This is a genomic window from Cupriavidus sp. GA3-3 (genome assembly GCF_000389805.1).
GTDB lineage: Bacteria > Pseudomonadota > Gammaproteobacteria > Burkholderiales > Burkholderiaceae > Cupriavidus > Cupriavidus necator_D.
The window spans coordinates 25,079-43,205 of record NZ_KB944462.1 but is presented as its reverse complement, the minus strand read 5'-3'; the positions used below and the strand labels follow the sequence as shown (position 1 = coordinate 43,205).

The 18,127-nt window shown below is 66.7% G+C and carries 20 protein-coding genes; 7 read left to right on the top strand and 13 right to left on the bottom strand.

Annotated features, from left to right (window positions below; genetic code table 11):
• Window positions 1-32 precede the first annotated feature (32 nt).
• The 3 genes from C265_RS05760 to C265_RS05750 all read right to left on the bottom strand — a co-directional run bounded on the left by C265_RS05760 (window position 33) and on the right by C265_RS05750 (window position 1,835).
• Complete coding sequence (locus C265_RS05760) at window positions 33-728, bottom strand: intradiol ring-cleavage dioxygenase (RefSeq protein ID WP_010813517.1); 696 nt, start codon at window positions 726-728, stop codon at window positions 33-35.
• A gap of 66 nt (window positions 729-794) precedes the next feature.
• On the bottom strand, window positions 795-1,004 hold the full coding sequence (locus C265_RS05755; RefSeq protein WP_010813516.1) for a hypothetical protein: 210 nt from the start codon (window positions 1,002-1,004) through the stop codon (window positions 795-797).
• A gap of 363 nt (window positions 1,005-1,367) precedes the next feature.
• Window positions 1,368-1,835: a nucleoside deaminase gene (locus C265_RS05750; protein WP_010813515.1), complete on the bottom strand. Its 468-nt coding sequence runs from the start codon at window positions 1,833-1,835 to the stop codon at window positions 1,368-1,370.
• A gap of 257 nt (window positions 1,836-2,092) precedes the next feature.
• Here C265_RS05750 and C265_RS05745 point away from each other — a divergent pair, with 257 nt between their 5' ends.
• The gene (locus tag C265_RS05745) at window positions 2,093-2,767 is read left to right on the top strand and encodes an ankyrin repeat domain-containing protein (RefSeq protein ID WP_010813514.1); all 675 of its coding nucleotides are present in this window, start codon (window positions 2,093-2,095) and stop codon (window positions 2,765-2,767) included.
• A 132-nt stretch (window positions 2,768-2,899) separates the two neighbouring features.
• Window positions 2,900-3,373, top strand: coding sequence for a MarR family winged helix-turn-helix transcriptional regulator (locus C265_RS05740; RefSeq protein WP_010813513.1), 474 nt, complete (start codon window positions 2,900-2,902; stop codon window positions 3,371-3,373).
• A 42-nt stretch (window positions 3,374-3,415) separates the two neighbouring features.
• On the opposite strand, the gene C265_RS05735 is transcribed toward C265_RS05740, so the two are convergent.
• The 10 genes from C265_RS05735 to C265_RS05690 all read right to left on the bottom strand — a co-directional run bounded on the left by C265_RS05735 (window position 3,416) and on the right by C265_RS05690 (window position 13,426).
• Window positions 3,416-3,931 carry an aromatic-ring-hydroxylating dioxygenase subunit beta gene (locus C265_RS05735; RefSeq protein WP_010813512.1) on the bottom strand — a complete coding sequence of 172 codons (516 nt, stop codon included), beginning with the start codon at window positions 3,929-3,931 and terminating at the stop codon, window positions 3,416-3,418.
• A 35-nt stretch (window positions 3,932-3,966) separates the two neighbouring features.
• The gene (locus C265_RS05730) at window positions 3,967-5,256 is read right to left on the bottom strand and encodes an aromatic ring-hydroxylating dioxygenase subunit alpha (RefSeq protein WP_010813511.1); all 1,290 of its coding nucleotides are present in this window, start codon (window positions 5,254-5,256) and stop codon (window positions 3,967-3,969) included.
• 12 nt (window positions 5,257-5,268) lie between these two features.
• The gene (locus C265_RS05725) at window positions 5,269-6,549 is read right to left on the bottom strand and encodes an NAD(P)/FAD-dependent oxidoreductase (RefSeq protein ID WP_010813510.1); all 1,281 of its coding nucleotides are present in this window, start codon (window positions 6,547-6,549) and stop codon (window positions 5,269-5,271) included.
• Between the two features lie 11 nt (window positions 6,550-6,560).
• Window positions 6,561-6,866, bottom strand: a complete 306-nt coding sequence (locus tag C265_RS05720; RefSeq protein WP_010813509.1) for a non-heme iron oxygenase ferredoxin subunit — start codon at window positions 6,864-6,866, stop codon at window positions 6,561-6,563.
• Between the two features lie 82 nt (window positions 6,867-6,948).
• Entirely contained in the window at window positions 6,949-7,995 is a 1,047-nt protein-coding gene (locus tag C265_RS05715) for a branched-chain amino acid ABC transporter permease (protein ID WP_011616808.1), read from the bottom strand.
• Window positions 7,995-8,879 carry a branched-chain amino acid ABC transporter permease gene (locus C265_RS05710; protein ID WP_010813507.1) on the bottom strand — a complete coding sequence of 295 codons (885 nt, stop codon included), beginning with the start codon at window positions 8,877-8,879 and terminating at the stop codon, window positions 7,995-7,997. The genes C265_RS05715 and C265_RS05710 overlap by 1 nt, the downstream gene beginning before the upstream one ends.
• A gap of 11 nt (window positions 8,880-8,890) precedes the next feature.
• Window positions 8,891-9,628: an ABC transporter ATP-binding protein gene (locus C265_RS05705; protein WP_010813506.1), complete on the bottom strand. Its 738-nt coding sequence runs from the start codon at window positions 9,626-9,628 to the stop codon at window positions 8,891-8,893.
• Window positions 9,625-10,431 carry an ABC transporter ATP-binding protein gene (locus tag C265_RS05700; protein WP_010813505.1) on the bottom strand — a complete coding sequence of 269 codons (807 nt, stop codon included), beginning with the start codon at window positions 10,429-10,431 and terminating at the stop codon, window positions 9,625-9,627. Before C265_RS05700 ends, C265_RS05705 begins: the two co-directional genes overlap by 4 nt.
• 7 nt (window positions 10,432-10,438) lie before the next feature.
• Entirely contained in the window at window positions 10,439-11,656 is a 1,218-nt protein-coding gene (locus C265_RS05695; RefSeq protein WP_010813504.1) for an ABC transporter substrate-binding protein, read from the bottom strand.
• 165 nt (window positions 11,657-11,821) lie between these two features.
• Window positions 11,822-13,426: an MFS transporter gene (locus C265_RS05690; RefSeq protein ID WP_010813503.1), complete on the bottom strand. Its 1,605-nt coding sequence runs from the start codon at window positions 13,424-13,426 to the stop codon at window positions 11,822-11,824.
• 424 nt (window positions 13,427-13,850) lie between these two features.
• On the opposite strand from C265_RS05690, the gene C265_RS05685 reads away from it, so the two are divergent.
• The 5 genes from C265_RS05685 to C265_RS05665 are packed head-to-tail and all read left to right on the top strand — an operon-like array spanning window position 13,851 to window position 18,125.
• Window positions 13,851-14,813 (top strand): amidohydrolase family protein, encoded by a 963-nt coding sequence (locus C265_RS05685; RefSeq protein WP_010813502.1) that lies wholly within the window; start codon window positions 13,851-13,853, stop codon window positions 14,811-14,813.
• A gap of 21 nt (window positions 14,814-14,834) precedes the next feature.
• Window positions 14,835-15,587, top strand: coding sequence for a maleate cis-trans isomerase (locus C265_RS05680; protein WP_010813501.1), 753 nt, complete (start codon window positions 14,835-14,837; stop codon window positions 15,585-15,587).
• A gap of 9 nt (window positions 15,588-15,596) precedes the next feature.
• Window positions 15,597-16,424: an alpha/beta fold hydrolase gene (locus tag C265_RS05675; protein ID WP_010813500.1), complete on the top strand. Its 828-nt coding sequence runs from the start codon at window positions 15,597-15,599 to the stop codon at window positions 16,422-16,424.
• 16 nt (window positions 16,425-16,440) lie between these two features.
• Window positions 16,441-17,496 carry a M29 family peptidase gene (locus tag C265_RS05670; RefSeq protein ID WP_010813499.1) on the top strand — a complete coding sequence of 352 codons (1,056 nt, stop codon included), beginning with the start codon at window positions 16,441-16,443 and terminating at the stop codon, window positions 17,494-17,496.
• Between the two features lie 2 nt (window positions 17,497-17,498).
• Window positions 17,499-18,125 (top strand): N-carbamoylsarcosine amidohydrolase, encoded by a 627-nt coding sequence (locus tag C265_RS05665; protein WP_010813498.1) that lies wholly within the window; start codon window positions 17,499-17,501, stop codon window positions 18,123-18,125.
• The last annotated feature ends 2 nt before the right edge of the window (window positions 18,126-18,127 follow it).

Below are 18,127 nucleotides of genomic sequence, written 5' to 3'. Positions count from 1 at the left end.
CCCGCCGATGCCGCGGATCCGGGGCTGGGCGCTCAGGTGCGGGTGATGCCGACCGTGAACTCGGCCTCCAGCAGCCCCGCTGCATCGGCAGCCTGGCGCACGCGCATCTGGTTCGGGTGGGGTCCCGCGATCGGGTCCTGCGTGGTGGCGCGCGACGGCACGCCGTGCGCGCGGTAGGCCGGGTGGCTGCCCAGCACCTCGCGGTTCAGGGTATCGCTGAAGTACAGCTGGCTGGTCAGGGCTTCCGACCGCCCCAGCAGCACCTTGAAGTGGATATGGATGGCGCGTGGCGCGTACCAGCCGGGATAGATCGACGTGAACGTGGCCACGCCGTCCTGGCTGGTGGGCTGGACGCCACGCAGGAAACGCGCCTGGCGGTTGCCGCGGCCCTCGCCGCTGTAGCTGCCGTCGGCATCGCAGTGCCAGATGCTGACCAGCGCACCCGGCACCGGCGCGCAGCCGCGCCCGGCATCCACCACCCGGATGCACAGCCGCAAGGGTTGGCCAGGGCGGTCGTCGCGGATGTCGGTGCGCACCAGGGCGTCGTCGAGGTAGAAGGGGCCTTCGGTGGCGGCGGGCGTCAGCAGGCAGGCGGCGGGGGTGGCTGCTGCCGCCGCGGGCGCGATGCCGGCAGCGGCAAGCAGGCCGCCCAACTCATGCAGGAAGCGGCGGCGCGCCGCGTCGGTGGCTGCCGCGCTGTCGGCGCCAATTGCCGGGCGCACTGTCATGGTGGGCTCCGAGGTGATCCGGGTGCGCCTTGCGGCGCGTGGTGCTGCCGCGCCGGCGCCGAGACGTCAGCGTCCCATCGCCTTGAGCATCGAGTAGCCGTGGCTGGTAATGCGCGGCTCCTGCCGGCGGCCGTGCAGGATCTCAAGTTGTACGAGTTGCTTTTCGACCAGTGCCTTCAGGTCGATGGGGTCGATCTGGCGGGAATCGCTGGAATCGAGAGAATCGGGGCCGTCGCTCAGCAATAGCAGCGTGGCAAATTCATGCGGGCTCAGCACGTTCGTCTCCTTGGCTAGAGGGGGGCGTTTGCTGGGAGTCTGCGCGGCGCAGCAGCGCCAAACGCGGGAAGATTGTCAGAAGTCCTGGAGACGATGCGGCACATGCCGCCCATGCGTGCTGCGCCGCGGTGAAATGCTGCGGCGCGGCATCCTGTCTCCGGCGACTAATTGGTTTGACGAGGCCGGCAGCACGCGGTTCCGTGCAACCGCTCGCGGTTACATGTGACCGGGCGTCGCACGCCGTGATCGTCATCCGCCGCTCATTATCAGCCTGTCACGATGACAATGTGATGGCCATGCCGGTACTGTGGAATTGGGCGGCAGCCTACCGCCCATTGCACCGCTTGCGCCGCATCGCGGCGTCTATCGGTCCTGCTGCTCGCGCCACGCCTCGTACAGGTCGATGCCCTCGTCGCGCGCCGGTACATAGGCCAGCGTCATCTCCCGTTGCTCCAGCGGCCGGGCCAGCTCGATATAACCGCGCTCCGCGGACAGGTCGTAGGGTTCGCCGTCTTCATTGGAGTAGGCGTAGTAGACCGCCTTCACGCCGGCCAGATACATTGCCGACAGGCACATCGAGCAGGGGTAGCCGCTGGCGTACACCGTGCAGCCGCTCAGGTCCGGCTTGCCCAGTGCCCGGCTGGCGGCGCGCACGGCCTGCATTTCGGCGTGTGCACTCGGGTCGCAGGTGGCGTCTACCTGGTTGACCGCGCGGGCCAGCACCTCGCCGTCCCTGACGACCACGGCGCCAAAGGGCCAGGTATTGCGTTCGCGCACGTTCTCCATGGCGAGGCGGATGGAATCAAGCAGATAGGCTTCTGTCGTGGACACGCGTTGTCTCCCTTGAGGCCTGGCCCGTGCAGGCGGACGATGGTTCGGGCCTCGGGACTATAGGCCAGCGTGCGCGGGCATGGTGGCGTGGGTTGTTATAGGGCGTATTTGGGCCTTGCGCGTGCAGCACCGGTTATTGGCGATGGCACTGGCGTGCATTCGAATCCATAACTTCGCGCGGCGTGGCCGGCATGACAGAATGCACCGGACCGCATCGACACCCCTTACACCCGAGGCATCCGCACGGAGGAAAGAACATGCTGGCGGCGCGCCTGTCCATCTGCCTTGCCCTGGTCATTGCCATGCTGATATCCACCCCAGCCGCCGCCGCCGGCGGCACGCCCGAACAACAGTTGCGCGAGGCCGCGGCCAGCGGCAACGCCGCGCAGGTCACCGCACTGCTTGGCCAGGGCGCCAGCATCGATGACCGCGATGCGCAGGGACGCACGGCGCTGCTGCTGGCCACGCACCACAACCGCGTGCAGGCGGCCAGGGTCCTGGTCGATGCCGGCGCCGACGTGAACGCGAAAGATGCCATCCACGACAGCCCCTACCTGTACGCCGGCGCGCGCGGCTACAACGAGATCCTGCGCCTGACGCTGGCCCATGGCGCGGACCTGCGCAGCACCAACCGCTACGGCGGCACCGCGCTGATTCCCGCCGCCGAGCGCGGCCATGTCGAGACCGTGCGCACGCTGATCGCGGCCGGCGTGGCGGTGAACCATGTCAACAAGCTCAAGTGGACGGCCCTGCTGGAGGCCATCATCCTTGGCAACGGCGGGCAGGCCCATACCGAGATCGTGCGCCTGCTGGTCAAGGCGGGCGCCGACGTGAACCTGGCCGACGGCGACGGCGTGTCGCCGCTGCAGCATGCGCGCCAGCGCGGCTATACGCAGATCGAACAGATTCTCAGCGCCGCCGGCGCACGCTGAACCCTGCGCCGCAAGGCGGCTCGCTCTCGCCTGCCTCATATATACTGTCAGTGTGCATACAAAATGGTGAGAGCGATGTCTGCGAGAGCAAAACGCAACGCAACGAGTGGCAGTCATGAGGTGGCGGATGCCATGCCGGAAGCCGATCCGGCAAAGGAATTGCTCTGGGCCCGCCCGGGGTTCCTGGTGCGGCGCTTGCACCAGATCCACGTCGCGATGTTCTTCGAGGAGTGCAAGTCGCCCAATATCACGCCCGTGCAATATGCCATCCTGACGGTGCTGTCGGTGCTGCCGGGATTGGACCAGACTTCGCTCGGGCAAGAGGTCGGCCTGGACCGGACCACGACCGCCGACGTCGTGCGCCGGCTCGAGGAGCGCGGGCTGGTAGAGCGCCGCGACAACCCCGCCGACCGGCGCACCCGCCACGTCCACCTGACGCGGGAAGGCAAGAGCGTGGTCACGGCGCTGCGTGGCGACATGGCGCGTGCGCAGGAGCGCATGCTGGCGCCGCTGAAGCCCGCCCAGCGCGAAGTGTTCATGGACCTGCTGGCGACGCTGGTGGAAGCCAACAACCAGTACAGCCGCACCGTGCTGCGCAGCATGTGAGCCCGGCGGCGGGCGCAAGGCCCGCCGCGCCCCCAACGCGCGCTAGACCGGGTAGACCAGGTCGTTGGCGATGATGGTGGTGTCGTAGACAACCTGCCGCTCGCGCAGCAGCAGGCCGCCACCCTGGCGGCGGAAGCGGTCGTAGTAGGTCCCCGCCAGGTGGATCGTGGTGGGGCCCTCCACCAGTGTCTGCAGCAGCATGTAGTTGGCCTGTGCCACGATATCGCCGTCCGCGGTTTCGTCGCTGACCCGCGTGTTGGTCACCAGGTGCAGGTTGTAGCGCGGCGCGAACATCTGGGTATTGGCAATCGCAGCGGCGCGGTCGCGCATCATGCCCACCCCTTCGGCGTAGACCAGCCCCACCGGCAGGTTGCGCTCGGCATTCTCGCGCGCGGTGATCCGGTAGAGCGCATCCTCGGTGAAGAAGCGGGGCCATTGCTCCACCAGGCCGGCGTCGAGCACCGCGCAGTATTCCGCGTGGAAGGCCTCGATCTCCAGTCGCAGTTCAATGGCGCGCGCGGTGCCGAGGGCGCTCTCGCGATAGAGGGAATAGTTCATCGGTTTCATATTCTGGGAATCCCGTTAGCCGCCGTTCAGAACCCCATCACGCCGCGGTAGTACTGGTACATCGCACGGATGGCGGATTCGGAGATCAGGGAGTTGGAGGTGCCGACCTGGTCCGGGTCCAGCTTGAGCACATTGAGGTCGCTGCTGGAGCGGCGCACGCCTTCCTGCACGAACTTCATCGCCTCGTTGTCTTCCAGCCCCAGGAAGCCAGCGGGGCCCATCAGGTTGCCTTGGCGCAGGCGGTGCTGCGTCATCTCCTCGGTATCATCCTCGTAGCCGAACATGGTCCACAGCATCAGCATGCTGTCCGGCCCGTTGGGCACGATCTGGCGCACGCCGAGGGTGTTCATTTCGCGCTGCACGATCAGGTTCGGCCAGATCGTCTGCATCGTCACCGACCAAGGCGAATCGAACTCTTTCACATATTCCAGGAAGCGTTCGTCCTCCAGACGCATGCCTTCATGGTATGAGCGCATCTCCTTCTTGTTCTCGTCGCTGACGGCCGCGTACTTGTCTTCCTTCTTCGCCGACGCCATGGTGCCGTGCCGCCCGTGCACGGGATCGGCGATCATGGCGCTTTCGTTGCCCGCCACCAGCAGTCCGAACACCACCAGGAAGGAGTGCAGCAACGTGGCGTGGTACGGGTCCTTGAGGTTCTCGTGGTACATCTTCCAGTTGCACGGAAGTTCGTTCTTGTAGTACCCGAGCACCTTGAGCGGCTTGCCGTTGAAGACGATGTCGAAGTCCTTGAGGATCTCCGGCGTCAGGTAGTCTTCCAGGCTTTCCATGTCCGCCGCGTACGAGGCGAAGATCACGCCGTTGCGCGTGGCCACGTTCAGCTTGACCAGGCCGTGGTCCTCGTTGCGGAAGTCCCTGGGCATGCCACCCGCGCGATTGACGCCGCGCTTGAACGGAACGCCCTGCAGGTTGCCCTTGAGGTCGTAGGACCACTGGTGATAGGGGCAGACGAATTCCTTTGCATTGCCCTGGCTGTGGCGGCAGAACTCGGCGCCGCGGTGCGCGCAGCGATTTTCGAAGACGTTGACCGAGCCGTCTTCGGCGCGCGACACCACCACCGGCGTCGCGCCGACATAGGAGCGCTTGTAGTCGCCGGCGTTGGGGATCTCCGCTTCGAGCGCGACGTAGTTCCAGGAGCGTCCGCGAAAGATCTTCTGCAGCTCGAGGTCATGCACCTCCTTGCTGGTGTAGACCCAGTCCGGGATATAGTGCAGGCTGTCTTCGGGCCAACGGCAGTCGGCCAGGCCGGCGTCTTTCTTGCCCAGCGTGTGCTGGATCACAGCTTGTGTCTGGTACATGTGGGAGTCCTTTCAGAGTGTAGCGGGGCTGGCCGCTGCCGTAGGGAGGTCGCGCACCAGCTGTCGCAGCGGCATGGCGTCATCGCACAGCCGTGGCAGCAGGTCTTCGACGGCATGGCCGAAGAGCGCGCGCAGCGGCCGCAGGTCGCCGCCGGCATTGATGGCGATGGCGTGGCTGAGCCGGCCGTGCCGGGTGCCGAGTAGCATGAACCTGGGGCAGGGCGCGTCGCTGGCGGCGATGCCGCGCCAGGCATAGCGGGTATCGGGAGTGGCCGCGCCGAGCATCTGCACGTTGCAGCCGAACTGGTCGGTCCAGAACCACGGCATCGCCGCGGGTTCGGCCTGCACGCCCAGCATGGCGGCGGCGGCGATGCGCGCCTGCTCGTTGGCGCTTTGCCAGGACTCCAGCCGCATGTGGGCGCCGAGCCGGGGCTGGTACTGGCTGCAGCAGTCGCCCGCGGCATAGATGCCGGCCGCGCTGGTGCGGCCCTGCTGGTCGACCTGGATGCCGCCGTTGGCGGGGTCCAGCGCCAGGCCGGCGGCGGCGCCGAGCGCCACCTCGGGCGTCAGCCCGATCGCGACCACCACCAGCGGCGCCTGCAACGCCGCGCCGTCCGCAAGCCTGACCTGCACGCCATCGGCCTGCGGCACCAGGGCCGCGATGCCGCAGCCGAGCCGCAGCTCGACGCCTTGCGCAAGCACGCGCTGCGCCAGCCAGCTGCCAAGCTCAGGCGGCAGCGCGCGGCCGAGCAGCCGGTCGGCGCTTTCGATCAGCGTGACCCGGAGGCCGAGGCCGGCCGCGGTCGAGGCCGTTTCCAGGCCAAGGAAGCCGCCGCCGATCACGATCACTTCGCGCGCGCGCTGCATGGCATCGCGCAGGCGGGCGGCGTCGTCGAGCGTGCGCAGGTAGTGCACGCGGGGCGTGCCCGGGGGAAGCGTAGGCAGGACGCGCGCATTGCCGCCTGTGGCGAGCAGGCAGGCGGCGTAGCGAATGGCCTCGCCATCGGCGCAGTGCGCCACGCTGTGCGCGGGGTCCAGCGCGGTGACCGTGGTGCCAAGCCGCAGCTCGATCTCCTGCCCGGCATAGAAGCCGGCGGGGTGCACGCCGATCTTGCCGTCCTGCGCGGCATCGGCGAGCACGGACTTGGACAGCGGCGGGCGTTCGTACGGTGCATGGCGTTCGCCGCCGGCCATGACGATGCGGCCGCGATGGCCGAGCCTGCGCAGTTCGGCAGCGGCCATCGCGCCTGCCTGGCCGGCGCCGACAATCAGGATGGGCGTGTCTTGTGGCATGCTCGGCTCCTTCAAAGCTCGACCCACACCCGGCTGTCTTCGAACTTGACCGGGTAGGTGCGGATGTCGCTGGTGGCAGGCGCGCACATCGCCTTGCCGGAGCGGATGTCGAAGCGGGCCTGGTGCAGCGGGCACTCGATGCAGCCGTCTTCCAGGTAGCCGTCGGACAGCAGCGCGTACTGGTGCGTGCAGACGTTGTCGGTGACGAAGTACTGGTCGTCGCTGCGATAGACGGCGAGCTGGCGGTCCCCCAGCGTGAGCGGCATTACCTCGTCGTTCCGCAGGCCGTGGACGGCGTCGATTTCAATCCATGCCATGGCGATCTCCGTGAATTTGATTTGTCAGTATGCTGAATATATAAGATCAGTGTACTGATGTTTTATGCTCGCAGTATTCTGGTTAACCCTGGCCCGGGTTGGCCGCGCCGGATCCGGCTGGCCCCACCGCGGGCGCGCCGGCCTGCAGCGACGGGCGGGCCTGCCAGCGCGCCAGGATCTCGCCCATGATGCCGCGGCGGAACGTCAGCACGCACACCACGAAGATCAGCCCCGTCACCATGCTGACCGATTCGCCCAGCGTTTCGAACCAGCCGATGCCGGTCATGGCCGCGAGCGCATTGCCGGCGTCGCCCAGCTTGTTTTCCAGCGCCACGATCACCAGCGCGCCGACCAGCGGGCCCGACAACGTGCCCATGCCGCCGACCAGCGTCATCAGGATGACCGTGCCCGACATCATCCAGTGCACGTCGGTGAGCGTGGCAAAGCCCAGCACCAGGGTCTTGAGCGCGCCCGCCAGCCCGGCCAGCGCCGACGACAGCACGAACGCCAGCAGCTTGAAGCGGTCCGCGTCATAGCCCAGCGAGATGGCACGCGGCTCGTTCTCCTTGATCGCACGCAGGATCTGCCCGAACGGCGAGTTGACGATGCGCATGATGCCGAGGAAGGCCGCGGCGGTGATCAGCAGCACGACGTAGTACATGGTGTGGTCCGACGCCAGCGGCAGCACGCCGAACAGGTCGCCCCGCGGCACCGCCTGGAGGCCGTCTTCGCCACCGGTCGCGGGCGCCTGCAGGCAGAAGAAATAGAACATCTGCGCCAGCGCCAGCGTGATCATGGCGAAGTAAATGCCCTGCCTGCGTATTGCCAGTGCACCAAACACCAGGCCGAGCAGGGCACCGAACGCGGTGCCTGCGAGCAGGCCAAGCTCCGGCGTCAGCTGCAGGAACTTCATCGCATAGCCGCAGGCATAGGCGGCGCCGCCGAAGAAGGCCGCATGGCCGAACGACACCAGCCCGGTGTAGCCCAGCAGCAGGTTGAAGGCGCAGGCAAAGAGCGCGAAGCACAGCAGCTTCATCACCAGCACCGGGTAGGCGCCCAGCCAGGGCGCGAGCAGCAGGACCGCCAGCAGCAGTCCGTAGGCGAAGGTCGCACGCTTTCCGCTTGCCATCATTTTTCCTTTCCAAAGAGCCCGGCGGGGCGCACCAGCAGCACGCACACCATGGCGACGAAGACCACCGTCGCGGAGGCTTCGGGGTAGTAGACCTTGGTAATACCCTCGAAGACACCCAGGCCAAGTCCGGTGAAGATCGAGCCCAGGATCGACCCCATGCCGCCGATCACCACCACGGCGAAGACCGTGATGATCAGATTCTGGCCCATCAGCGGCGAGACCTGCATCACCGGCGCGGCCAGCACGCCCGCCAGCGCGGCCAGGCCCACGCCGAACGCGTAGGTCAGCGTCACCAGCAGCGGCACGTTGACGCCGAAGGCCTCGACCATGCGCGGATTCTCGGTGCCGGCGCGCAGGTAGGCGCCCAGTCGCGTCTTCTCGATCATGAACCAGGTGGCAAAGCACACCGCCAGCGACGCCAGCACCACCCATGCGCGGTAGTTGGGAAGCACCATGAAGCCCAGCTGGCTCACGCCAGACAAGCCTTCAGGCGTGGGATAGGGCAGGCCTGAGACGCCATAGATCGAGCGCAGCGCGCCTTCGATCAGCAGGCAGATGCCCAGCGTCAGCAGCAGCCCGTACAGGTGGTCGAAGCGGTAGAGGTGGCGCAGCATGGTGCGCTCAAGCACCACGCCGAGCGCCCCGGCCAGCACCGGTGCCAGCACCAGCATCAGCCAGTAGTTGAGCCCGAGATAGTTCAGGCCCATCCAGGCCAGCACCGCGCCGAGCATGAACAGCGCGCCGTGCGCAAAGTTGATCACGTTGAGCAGGCCGAAGATCACGGCCAGGCCCAGGCTCAGGATCGCGTAGAACGAGCCGTTGACCAGCCCCAGCAGTAACTGGCTCAGCAGCGCGGGCAGGGGCACTCCAAACAATTCCATGAAAAGTCTCCTTAAACGCCCAGCAAGGCGCTGAGCGTGGGCATCTTTCGTTCGAGCTCATCGGCGCCGAAGGCCTCGACGATGCGGCCGTGCTCCATCACGAAGAAGCGGTCCGCCAGCGGCGCGGCAAAGCGGAAGTTCTGCTCCACCATGACGATGGTGTAGCCGCGGCCGCGCAGCATGGCGATCATCTTCGCCAGCTTTTGCACGATCACGGGCGCCAGGCCTTCCGAGATCTCGTCGAGCAGCAGCACGCTGGCGCCAGTGCGCAGGATGCGGGCCACCGCCAGCATCTGCTGCTCGCCGCCCGACATGCGCGTGCCCTGGCTCTTGCGCCGCTCGTGCAGGTTGGGGAACATCTCGTAGATCTCGCCCAGCGTCATGGGCTCGCGCAGTCCGACCGCCCCCGGGGTGCAGGCGAATTGCGGCGGCAGCAGCAGGTTCTCCTCGCAGGACAGGCTGGCGAAGATGGCGCGCTCTTCCGGGCAGTAGCCCAGGCCCAGCGGTGCGATGCGGTGCGTCTTCATGCCGATGGTTTCCTGGCCGTGCACACGCACCGAACCCTTGCGCATGCCGACCAGGCCCATGATGGCGCGCAGCGTGGTGGTGCGTCCGGCGCCGTTGCGGCCGAGCAGCGTCACCACCTCGCCCGGGTTGACGGTCAGGTCCACGCCGTGAAGGATGTGCGACTCGCCATACCAGGCGTGCAGGCCGCGGAGTTCGAGGGCAGGGGAGGCCGTCCTTGTCATGATGCCTCCGCGTTCAGCGCCGCCGCGGCTGCGTGGCGGTCTTCGGGTTCGTCGGTGGTTCCCATATAGGCTTCCCTTACCTGCGGATTGCGTGAGATCTCGTCATAGGTCCCTTCTGCCAGCACCGCGCCGCGCTGCAGCACCGTGATGCGGTCCACGACGGACGACACCACGCTCATGTTGTGTTCCACCATCAGCACCGTCCGCCCCGCCGAAACGCGCTTGATCAGGGCGGTGACGGTCTCCACGTCTTCATGCCCCATGCCTTGCGTCGGTTCGTCCAGCAGCATCAGCTCCGGGTCGGTCGCGAGCGTGGTGGCGAGTTCCAGCGCGCGCTTGCGCCCGTAGGCCAGCTCCGCCGTGCCCAGGTGTGCGAAGCCGGCCAGGCCGACCGCATCCAGCAGTTCCATGGCGCGGCCGTCCAGCCGCGACAGGGAGCGCCTGCCACGCCAGAAATGCCAGGCGGTCCCGAGCCGGCGCTGCAGCGCGATGCGCACGTTCTCCAGCGCCGTCAGTTGCGGAAACACCGCCGAGATCTGGAACGAGCGGATCACCCCCATGCGGGCGATCTGGGCCGGCCGCAGCGCGGTGATGTCGGTGCCGTTGAAGTGGATCGAGCCTGACGAGGGCGCATGGAACTTCGTCAGCAGGTTGAAGCAGGTGGTCTTGCCGGCGCCGTTGGGGCCGATCAGCGCGTGGATCGAGCCCCGCCGCACGGACAGGCTGACATCGCTGACTGCGGTAAAGCCCTTGAACGCCTTGGTCAGTCCCTGCGTCTGCAGGATTACATCAGTGTCAGGCATGGCGCGCTCACTTCTTCACCAGGGGACATTCGCTGGCGGACAGCGGCCGGAAGGCTTCGTCGCCGGGGATCGTGCCGATGTACCTGACCAGGTCCCACGGGCCCTTGGACTCGGCCGGGGTCTTGGCCTGGGCCAGGTACATGTCATGCACCATGCGGCCGTCGACACGCACCTTGCCATTGCGCACGAAGGCATCGCTGACGGGCAGCGCGCGCATCTTCTCCGCCACGGCCGGGCCTTCCACGGTCTTGGCGGCTTCCACCGCCTTCAGGTAATGCAGCACGCCTGAATAGACGCCGATCTGGCCATGCGTGGGATAGGCCTTGTGGCGCTTGTAGTAGCGCTCGACGAAGTCCTTCGACTTGCCATCCAGGTCGAGCTTGAACGGGTCGACATAGGTCAGCCCTTGCGCAGCGTTCAGGCCCAGGCTCTTGATATCGGTGATGAAGGTGGAGGGCGTGATCACCGTCTGGCCCGCCTTGATCAGGCCGAACTCGCCGGCTGCCTTGACCCCGTTGATCATGTCGTTGCCGGCGTTGGCCAGCACCACCACCTTGGCCTTGGAAGCCGAGGCGGCCACCACCGGGCTGCTGAAATCGCTGGCGTTGAGCGGATGCCGGGTGGCGCCCACGTTCTTGCCGCCGCCTGCGTCCACGGCCTTGCGGAAATCTGCCTCCAGCGACTGGCCGAAGGCGTAGTCCACGGTGATGTAGTACCAGCTGTTGCGGCCCTGTTCGATCATGCGCCGCACCAGCGGGTAAGACACCGAATACGTGTCCCAGGCCCAGTGGAAGCCGGTGGGCGAGCAGTTCTGGTTGGTCAGCGCCATGGCGCCGCCGGTCGAGACGATGTCGATCTTCTGCTTCTGCCGCGCCACCTCCTGCACCGCCAGCGCGGTCGACGAGTTGGGAAAGTCGATCACCATGTCGACGCCATCGGTATCGAACCAGCGGCGCGCCAGCGACGAGGCGATATCGGCCTTGTTCTGGTGATCGGCGGAAAGCACCGTCACAGGTTTGCCGAGGGCCTTGCCGCCGAACTCTTCCACGGCCATCTGCGCGGCAAGCACGGAGCCCTTGCCGGAGAGGTCGGCATAGGAGCCGGACATGTCGGTGATGACGCCGATCTTCACGCCATTGGCGTCGGCCAGTGCGGGCGTGGCGGCGGCCAGGCCCAGCAGGGCGGAGGACGCAGCGAGGGTGCGGAGGATGCGAGAGGTGGACATCAGGGGCTCCAGGTTGTCTACGCGAAAGATTGGAATGGTTGCTGCGTCGGCAGACCGCGGCGCCATCGCTGCGCCGCGGGTAGCGCGGATAAACTCAGTATGCTGAATAGTTTGCCGGAAGAAAGGGCGGAGAGATCCGCCCTTCAGCTTCACCCGTAGTGCCGCTCAGGTGGCCAGATCGCGGCCGCGCGTCTCCGGCACGAACAGCATGCCGATGACAAAGGCCAGACCGGCGATGATCACCGGGTACCACAGGCCGAAGTAGACGTCGCCGCTGGCCACGTTCATGGCCGTGACCACGAAGGACAGCATGCCGCCGACCCAGCCCGCGCCGAGGTGGAAGGGCAGCGACAGCGAGGTGTAGCGCACCCGGGCCGGGAACAGTTCCACCATGAAGGCCGCCATCGGCCCGTACACCATGGCCAGGAACAGGATCGGGACCAGCAGCAGCACGAATACCATCGGCGTGTTGATCTTGGCGGGGTCCGCGCGCTCGGGCCAGCCGGCCGCCACCAGCGCGCTCTTGATGGCGTCGCGGTCAAAGCCCTGCAGCGTGCGATCCGCGATGCGTACTTCAGCCTGCGCCGGATTGCTGGCCGGCACGAAGGTGTAGCCCACGCCCAGGTCGGTCAGGTAGCCGCGGATCTTGTCGCAGGCGGACACCGGCTCGCCGAACAGGCGCGCCTTGCAGTCGCCGGCCGTCACCTGCACGGCGCCTTGCTGCTGGAACTGTTCGAGCGCCGGATTGGCATAGTGCGTCAGGCCCTTGAACACCGGCTGGATGCACACCGCCGCCAGCAGGCAGGCGGCCATCATGATGTACTTGCGGCCGATGCGGTCGGACAGCCAGCCGAACAGCAGGTAGCAGGGGGTGGCCACCACCAGCGCGATCCCGATCAGCATGTGGACCGTTTCGAGCGGCACGTGCAGCGTCTTGTTGAGGAAGAACATCGAATAGAAGTGGCCGGTGCCGAAGATGGCGCCCAGGCCCGCCGCCACTACGAACAGCAGCAGCACCGACCTGAGGTTCTTCCAGTTGGTGAAACTCTCGCGGATCGGCGCCCTCGAGGTGGTGTTGGCAGCCTTCATCCGGGCAAAGACCGGCGATTCATGCAGCTTGCCGCGGATGTAGACCGAGATCACCAGCATCACAAGCGACACGATGAAGGGAATGCGCCAGCCCCAGTCACGGAACTCGGCCTCGGTCAGGAAGGTCTTGAGCAGGTAGACGACCAGCAACGAGGACAGCAGGCCCAGCGTTGCCGTGGTCTGCAGCGAACTGGTGTACAGCCCGCGCTTGTGCACAGGGGAGTGCTCGGCCACGTAGGTGACCGCGCCGCCGACCTCGCCGCCCAGCGCCAGGCCTTGCAGCAGCCGCAGCAACACCAGCAGCACCGTGGCGGTGATGCCGATCTGCTCATACGTGGGCAGCACGCCGACGCCGACGGTGGCAACACCCATCAGCAGGATGGTGACCAGGAAGGTGTACTTGCGCCCGATCAGGTCGCCCAGGCGGCCGAACAGCAGCGCGCCCACCGGCCGTATCAGGAAGCCTGCGCCGAAGGTGGCCAGGCTGGCCAGGAAGGCGGCAGTCTCATTGCCCTTGGGGAAGAACAGTGCGCCGAAATACACCGCCAGTGCGGCGTAGATGTAAAAGTCGTACCACTCCATCAGGGCGCCGAAGGAAGAGGCAAGGATGACCTTGCGCTCCTCGGCTGTCATGCCGGATGCGGGGGCGCGTGTCTCGCTGCGAGTCAGGCTGATCGTCATGGCGGGGGTCCTTTGGTCTAGCTATTGTCTCTATATGTCTGCTCGTCCCGGCGGTGCCGGCGCCGCTGGCCAGGGCCTGTCGGTCCCTCGCGCAGTGCAGCGCCGCATCCTTCCGGTGCATCAGTCAGTATGCTGATGAGAAACGCAGTATGCTGAGCAAAATGCGGGCCAGTCCACAATGTGCCGGAATGCCCGAAATCGCCTATTTAAATGGCCTTTTAATATCGTCAGCATACTGAGCATCTGGGCTCAGTGTACTGAGCACCTATGGTCATCGTTATAGGTGTTAACCCTCCGCGCCGTTTCTAGACTTTTGGAAATTCGCTGACTAGAATCCGAAACTAATCAGTGTACTGATCAATCGCATGCCATGCAGCACACGCCCGCAGCGAAGCGATTTCACCAATCAGGAGCCCCCACCAGCATGACCAAAGTGAAGAAGATCGCCCTCGAAGAGCATTTCATGACGCCGGGATTTCAGGCCTATTCCAAGGCGTTCACGCAGCATATTGATCCGGCGGTGTTTGCCGAGCTGGGCCGCCGCCTCGCCGATTTCGACGAGGACCGCCTTGCCGAGATGGACCGCGCCGGCATCGACATCACGGTGCTGTCGCAGACGGGTCCGGGCGTGCAGGGCGAGCCCGATGCCGGCCTCGCCGTGGCGCGGGCGCGCGAGAGCAATGACTTCCTGGCCGCGCAGATCGCGCGCCACCCCACGCGCTTTGCCGGCTTTGCCGCGCTGCCCATGCACGACCCGGAACAGGCCGCGCGCGAGCTGGAACGCGCCGTGCGCGAGCTTGGCTTCAAGGGCTCGCTGGTGAACGGCCATACCCACGGGCGCTACTACGACGACCCGGCATACGATGCTTTCTGGGAACGCATGCAGGCGCTGGACGTGCCCATGTACCTGCACCCGACCGACGCGCTGGTTCAGCCGCAGGTCCTGGCGGGCCACCCCGAGCTGACCGGCGCGGCGTGGGGCTGGGGCGTCGAGACCGCATCGCATGCGCTGCGGCTGCTGTTCGGCGGCGTGTTCGACCGCTTCCCGCGCCTGAAGCTCATCCTCGGCCATATGGGCGAGGGCCTGCCGTACCAGCGCTGGCGCTTCGACAGCCGCTTTGCGGTCTATTCGCACGGCGTCCGGCTGGAGCGCTCACCTTCGGAATACATCGGCACCAATATCGTCATCACCACTTCGGGGGTGTGTTCGCACGGTGCGCTGGCCGGTGCCATTGCCGAGCTCGGCGCTGAGGCCGTGATGTTCTCGGTCGACTATCCCTACGAATCCACCGAAGTCGCGGCGAAGTTCATCGAGGACGCGCCGCTCGACGACACCATGCGCGCGCTGGTCTGCCACGGCAACGCGCAACGCCTGCTCAAGCTGTAACCGTACAACCCGAGGACCCTCATGCAAAAAGTCTTTCGCATCGGCCAGATCGTTCCCAGCTCGAACACGACCATGGAAACCGAGATTCCCGGGATGCTGCTGGCGCGCCAGCAGATCCGTCCGGAGCGCTTCACCTTCCACTCCAGCCGCATGCGCATGAAGAAGGTGGTCAAGGAAGAGCTGGCCGCCATGGATGCCGAATCCGACCGCTGCGCGGTGGAACTTAGCGACGCCCGCGTCGACGTGCTCGGCTACGCCTGCCTGGTCGCCATCATGGCCATGGGCCACGGCTATCACCGCAAGTCGGAGCAGCGCCTGAAGGTCCACACCATCGAGAATGGCGGCGACGCGCCGGTGATCACCAGCGCCGGTGCGCTGGTGGATGCGCTGCGCGTGATCGGCGCGCGCCGCATCGCCGTGGTCGCGCCATACTTGAAGCCGTTGACCGAGCTTGTGGTGGATTACATCCGCAACGAAGGCTATGAGGTGGTGGACTACCGTGCGCTGGAGATTCCGGACAACCTTGAGGTCGGCCGCCACGATCCGGCGCGGCTGCCGGGCATCGTGTCGCAGATGAACCTGGCGGATGTCGATGCCATCGTGCTGTCGGCCTGCGTGCAGATGCCGTCGCTGCCGGCAGTGGCAAAGGTAGAGGCGATGACGGGCAAGCCGGTCATCACCGCGGCCATTGCCACGACCTACGCCATGCTCAAGGCGCTGGACCTGGAGCCGGTCGTGCCGGGCGCCGGCGCGCTGCTGTCGGGCGCCTACTGAGGGCTTGCCATGACCACCTTCCTTTATGGCGGGCATGTCCATGCCAACGGCATTCGCCAGCACTTCCTGCGCTATGGTGGAAACGACGGTGAACGCGCCGCGCGCGATCCCGTGATCATCGTGCCGGGCATCACCAGCCCGGCAATCACCTGGGGCTTCGTCGGCGAGCGCTTTGGCGCCAGCTTCGATACCTATGTGCTGGATGTGCGCGGGCGTGGCCTGTCGTCGGCCGAGGCCGGGATGGACTACAGCCTCGACGCCCAGGCCCGCGACGTGGTGGCCTTTGCCGAGGCACTTGGCCTGCGCCGCCACAGCGTGGTTGGCCATTCGATGGGCGCGCGCATCGGCGTGCGCGCCGCGGCGGGCCGGCCTGGCGGCCTGGCCAGACTGGTGCTGGTCGACCCGCCGGTGTCGGGGCCCGGGCGCCGCGCGTATCCTGCGCAACTGCCGTGGTATGTGGATTCCATCCGCCTGTCGCACCAGGGCACCGACGTGGAAGGCATGCGCCGCTTCTGCCCGACCTGGACCGACGAGCAGCTGCGCCTGCGCGCCGAATGGCTGCATACCTGCAACGAAGACGCCGTGGTGCGCAGCTTTGAGGATTTCCATCGCGACGACATCCATGCGGATCTGCCCCGGGTCAAGGTGCCGACGCTGCTGATGACCGCCGGGCGTGGCGACGTGGTGCGCGCTGAAGACGTGGCGGAGATCCGCACGCTGCTGCCGGGGGTGCTGGTCAGCCACGTTGCCGGGGCCGGCCACATGATCCCGTGGGATGACGAAGCGGGCTTTTACGCGGCGTTTGGGGATTTCCTCGGCGCGCCGCTGACGCAATGACAAGCAAGGAGGCGACATGCCGGTAAGTGACCACCAGATGATCGAGGCCTGGCGCAAGGTGCTGAAGCTGTCGCGGCTGGAGCCGGGGCAGACCGTCACCATCCTGACCAGCGCCGCGACCCACCCGCAGACGCTCTCCACCGCGCTGATCGCCACGCAGGCGATGGGTGCCATCGTCAACCGGCTCGACCTGCCGCCCGTCAACGGCGAAAAGGCGCTGAGCCGCGACGCGCTGGCCTACCTGGGCACGACCCCGCTCACGGGCAACCGGGCCGCGATTGCCGCGCTCAGGGAAAGCGACCTGGTGCTGGACCTGATGACGCTGCTGTTCTCCCCCGAACAGCACGACATCCTGAAGGGCGGCACCAAAATCCTGCTGGCCGCCGAGCCGCCCGAGGTGCTGACGCGCCTGGTGCCTTGCGAGGCCGACCGCGAGCGCGTCAAGGCCGCCTCCGAGCGGCTGGCCCGCGCCAAGGAGATGCATGTGGTGTCGCCGGCCGGCACCGACCTGCGCTGCCCGCTGGGCGAGTTCCCGGCCATCAGCGAGTATGGCTTTGTCGACGAGCCCGGGCGCTGGGACCACTGGCCCAGCGGCTTCGCGCTGACCTGGCCCAACGAGGGCGCTGCCAATGGCACCATCGTGCTGGAGCGCGGCGACATCCTGCTGCCGCAGAAGACCTACGTCACCGAGCCGGTCATGCTGACGGTGGAGGGCGGCTTCGCCACGCGCATCGAAGGCGGCCTGCACGCCGAACTGCTGAGCGAGTACATGGCCTCCTTCAACGACCCGCAGGCCTATGCCATCTCGCATATCGGCTGGGGGCTGCAGCCGCGCGCGCACTGGTCCACGCTGGGGCTGTACGATCGCGAGGCCACCATCGGCATGGACGCGCGCGCGTTCGAGGGCAACTTCCTGTTCTCGCTCGGCCCCAATAACGAAGCCGGCGGCAGCCGCACCACGGCCTGCCATATCGATATTCCCGTGCGCAACTGCACCGTGCGCCTGGACGGCGTGGATGTGGTGAGCCGCGGCAAGGTCATGGACGGGTTCCGCTACCCGGAGGAGAAGTAGCCATGCACAAGGAGATCGGCGCGTACCAGCGCCAGGGCTTCGGCAACGACCTGGAACTGGCGGGCCCGTTCGGGCTGCTGGTGGTCGATTTCGTCAACGGCTTTGCCGACCCGGAGGTGTTCGGCGGCGGCAATATCCGCGAGGCCATCGCCAACACCGTGCCGCTGCTGGCCGTGGCACGGCGCGAAGGCTGGGCGATTGCGCACAGCCGCATCGTCTTTGCGGACGATGGTTCGGACCACAACATCTTTTCCATGAAGGTGCCGAACATGCTGTCGCTGAAGGAGCGCGAACGCAACAGCGCCATCGTCGAAGAACTGGCGCCGCGGGTGGGCGAGCTGGTGGTGCGCAAGACCGTGCCGTCGGCGTTCTTCGGTACGTCGCTGGCCGCCTGGCTGACGCAGCGCGGCGTGCGCACGCTGGTGGTGGCCGGCGCGGTGACCAGCGGCTGCGTGCGCGCCAGCGTGGTGGACGCCATGCAGTACGGCTTGCGGCCGCTGGTGCTGTCGGATTGCGTCGGCGACCGCGCGCTTGGACCGCACCAGGCCAACCTGTTCGACATGGAGCAGAAATATGCGACGGTCACCACGCGCGCGGAAGGGCTGGCGGCCATCGGGGTGCGCGAATGAGC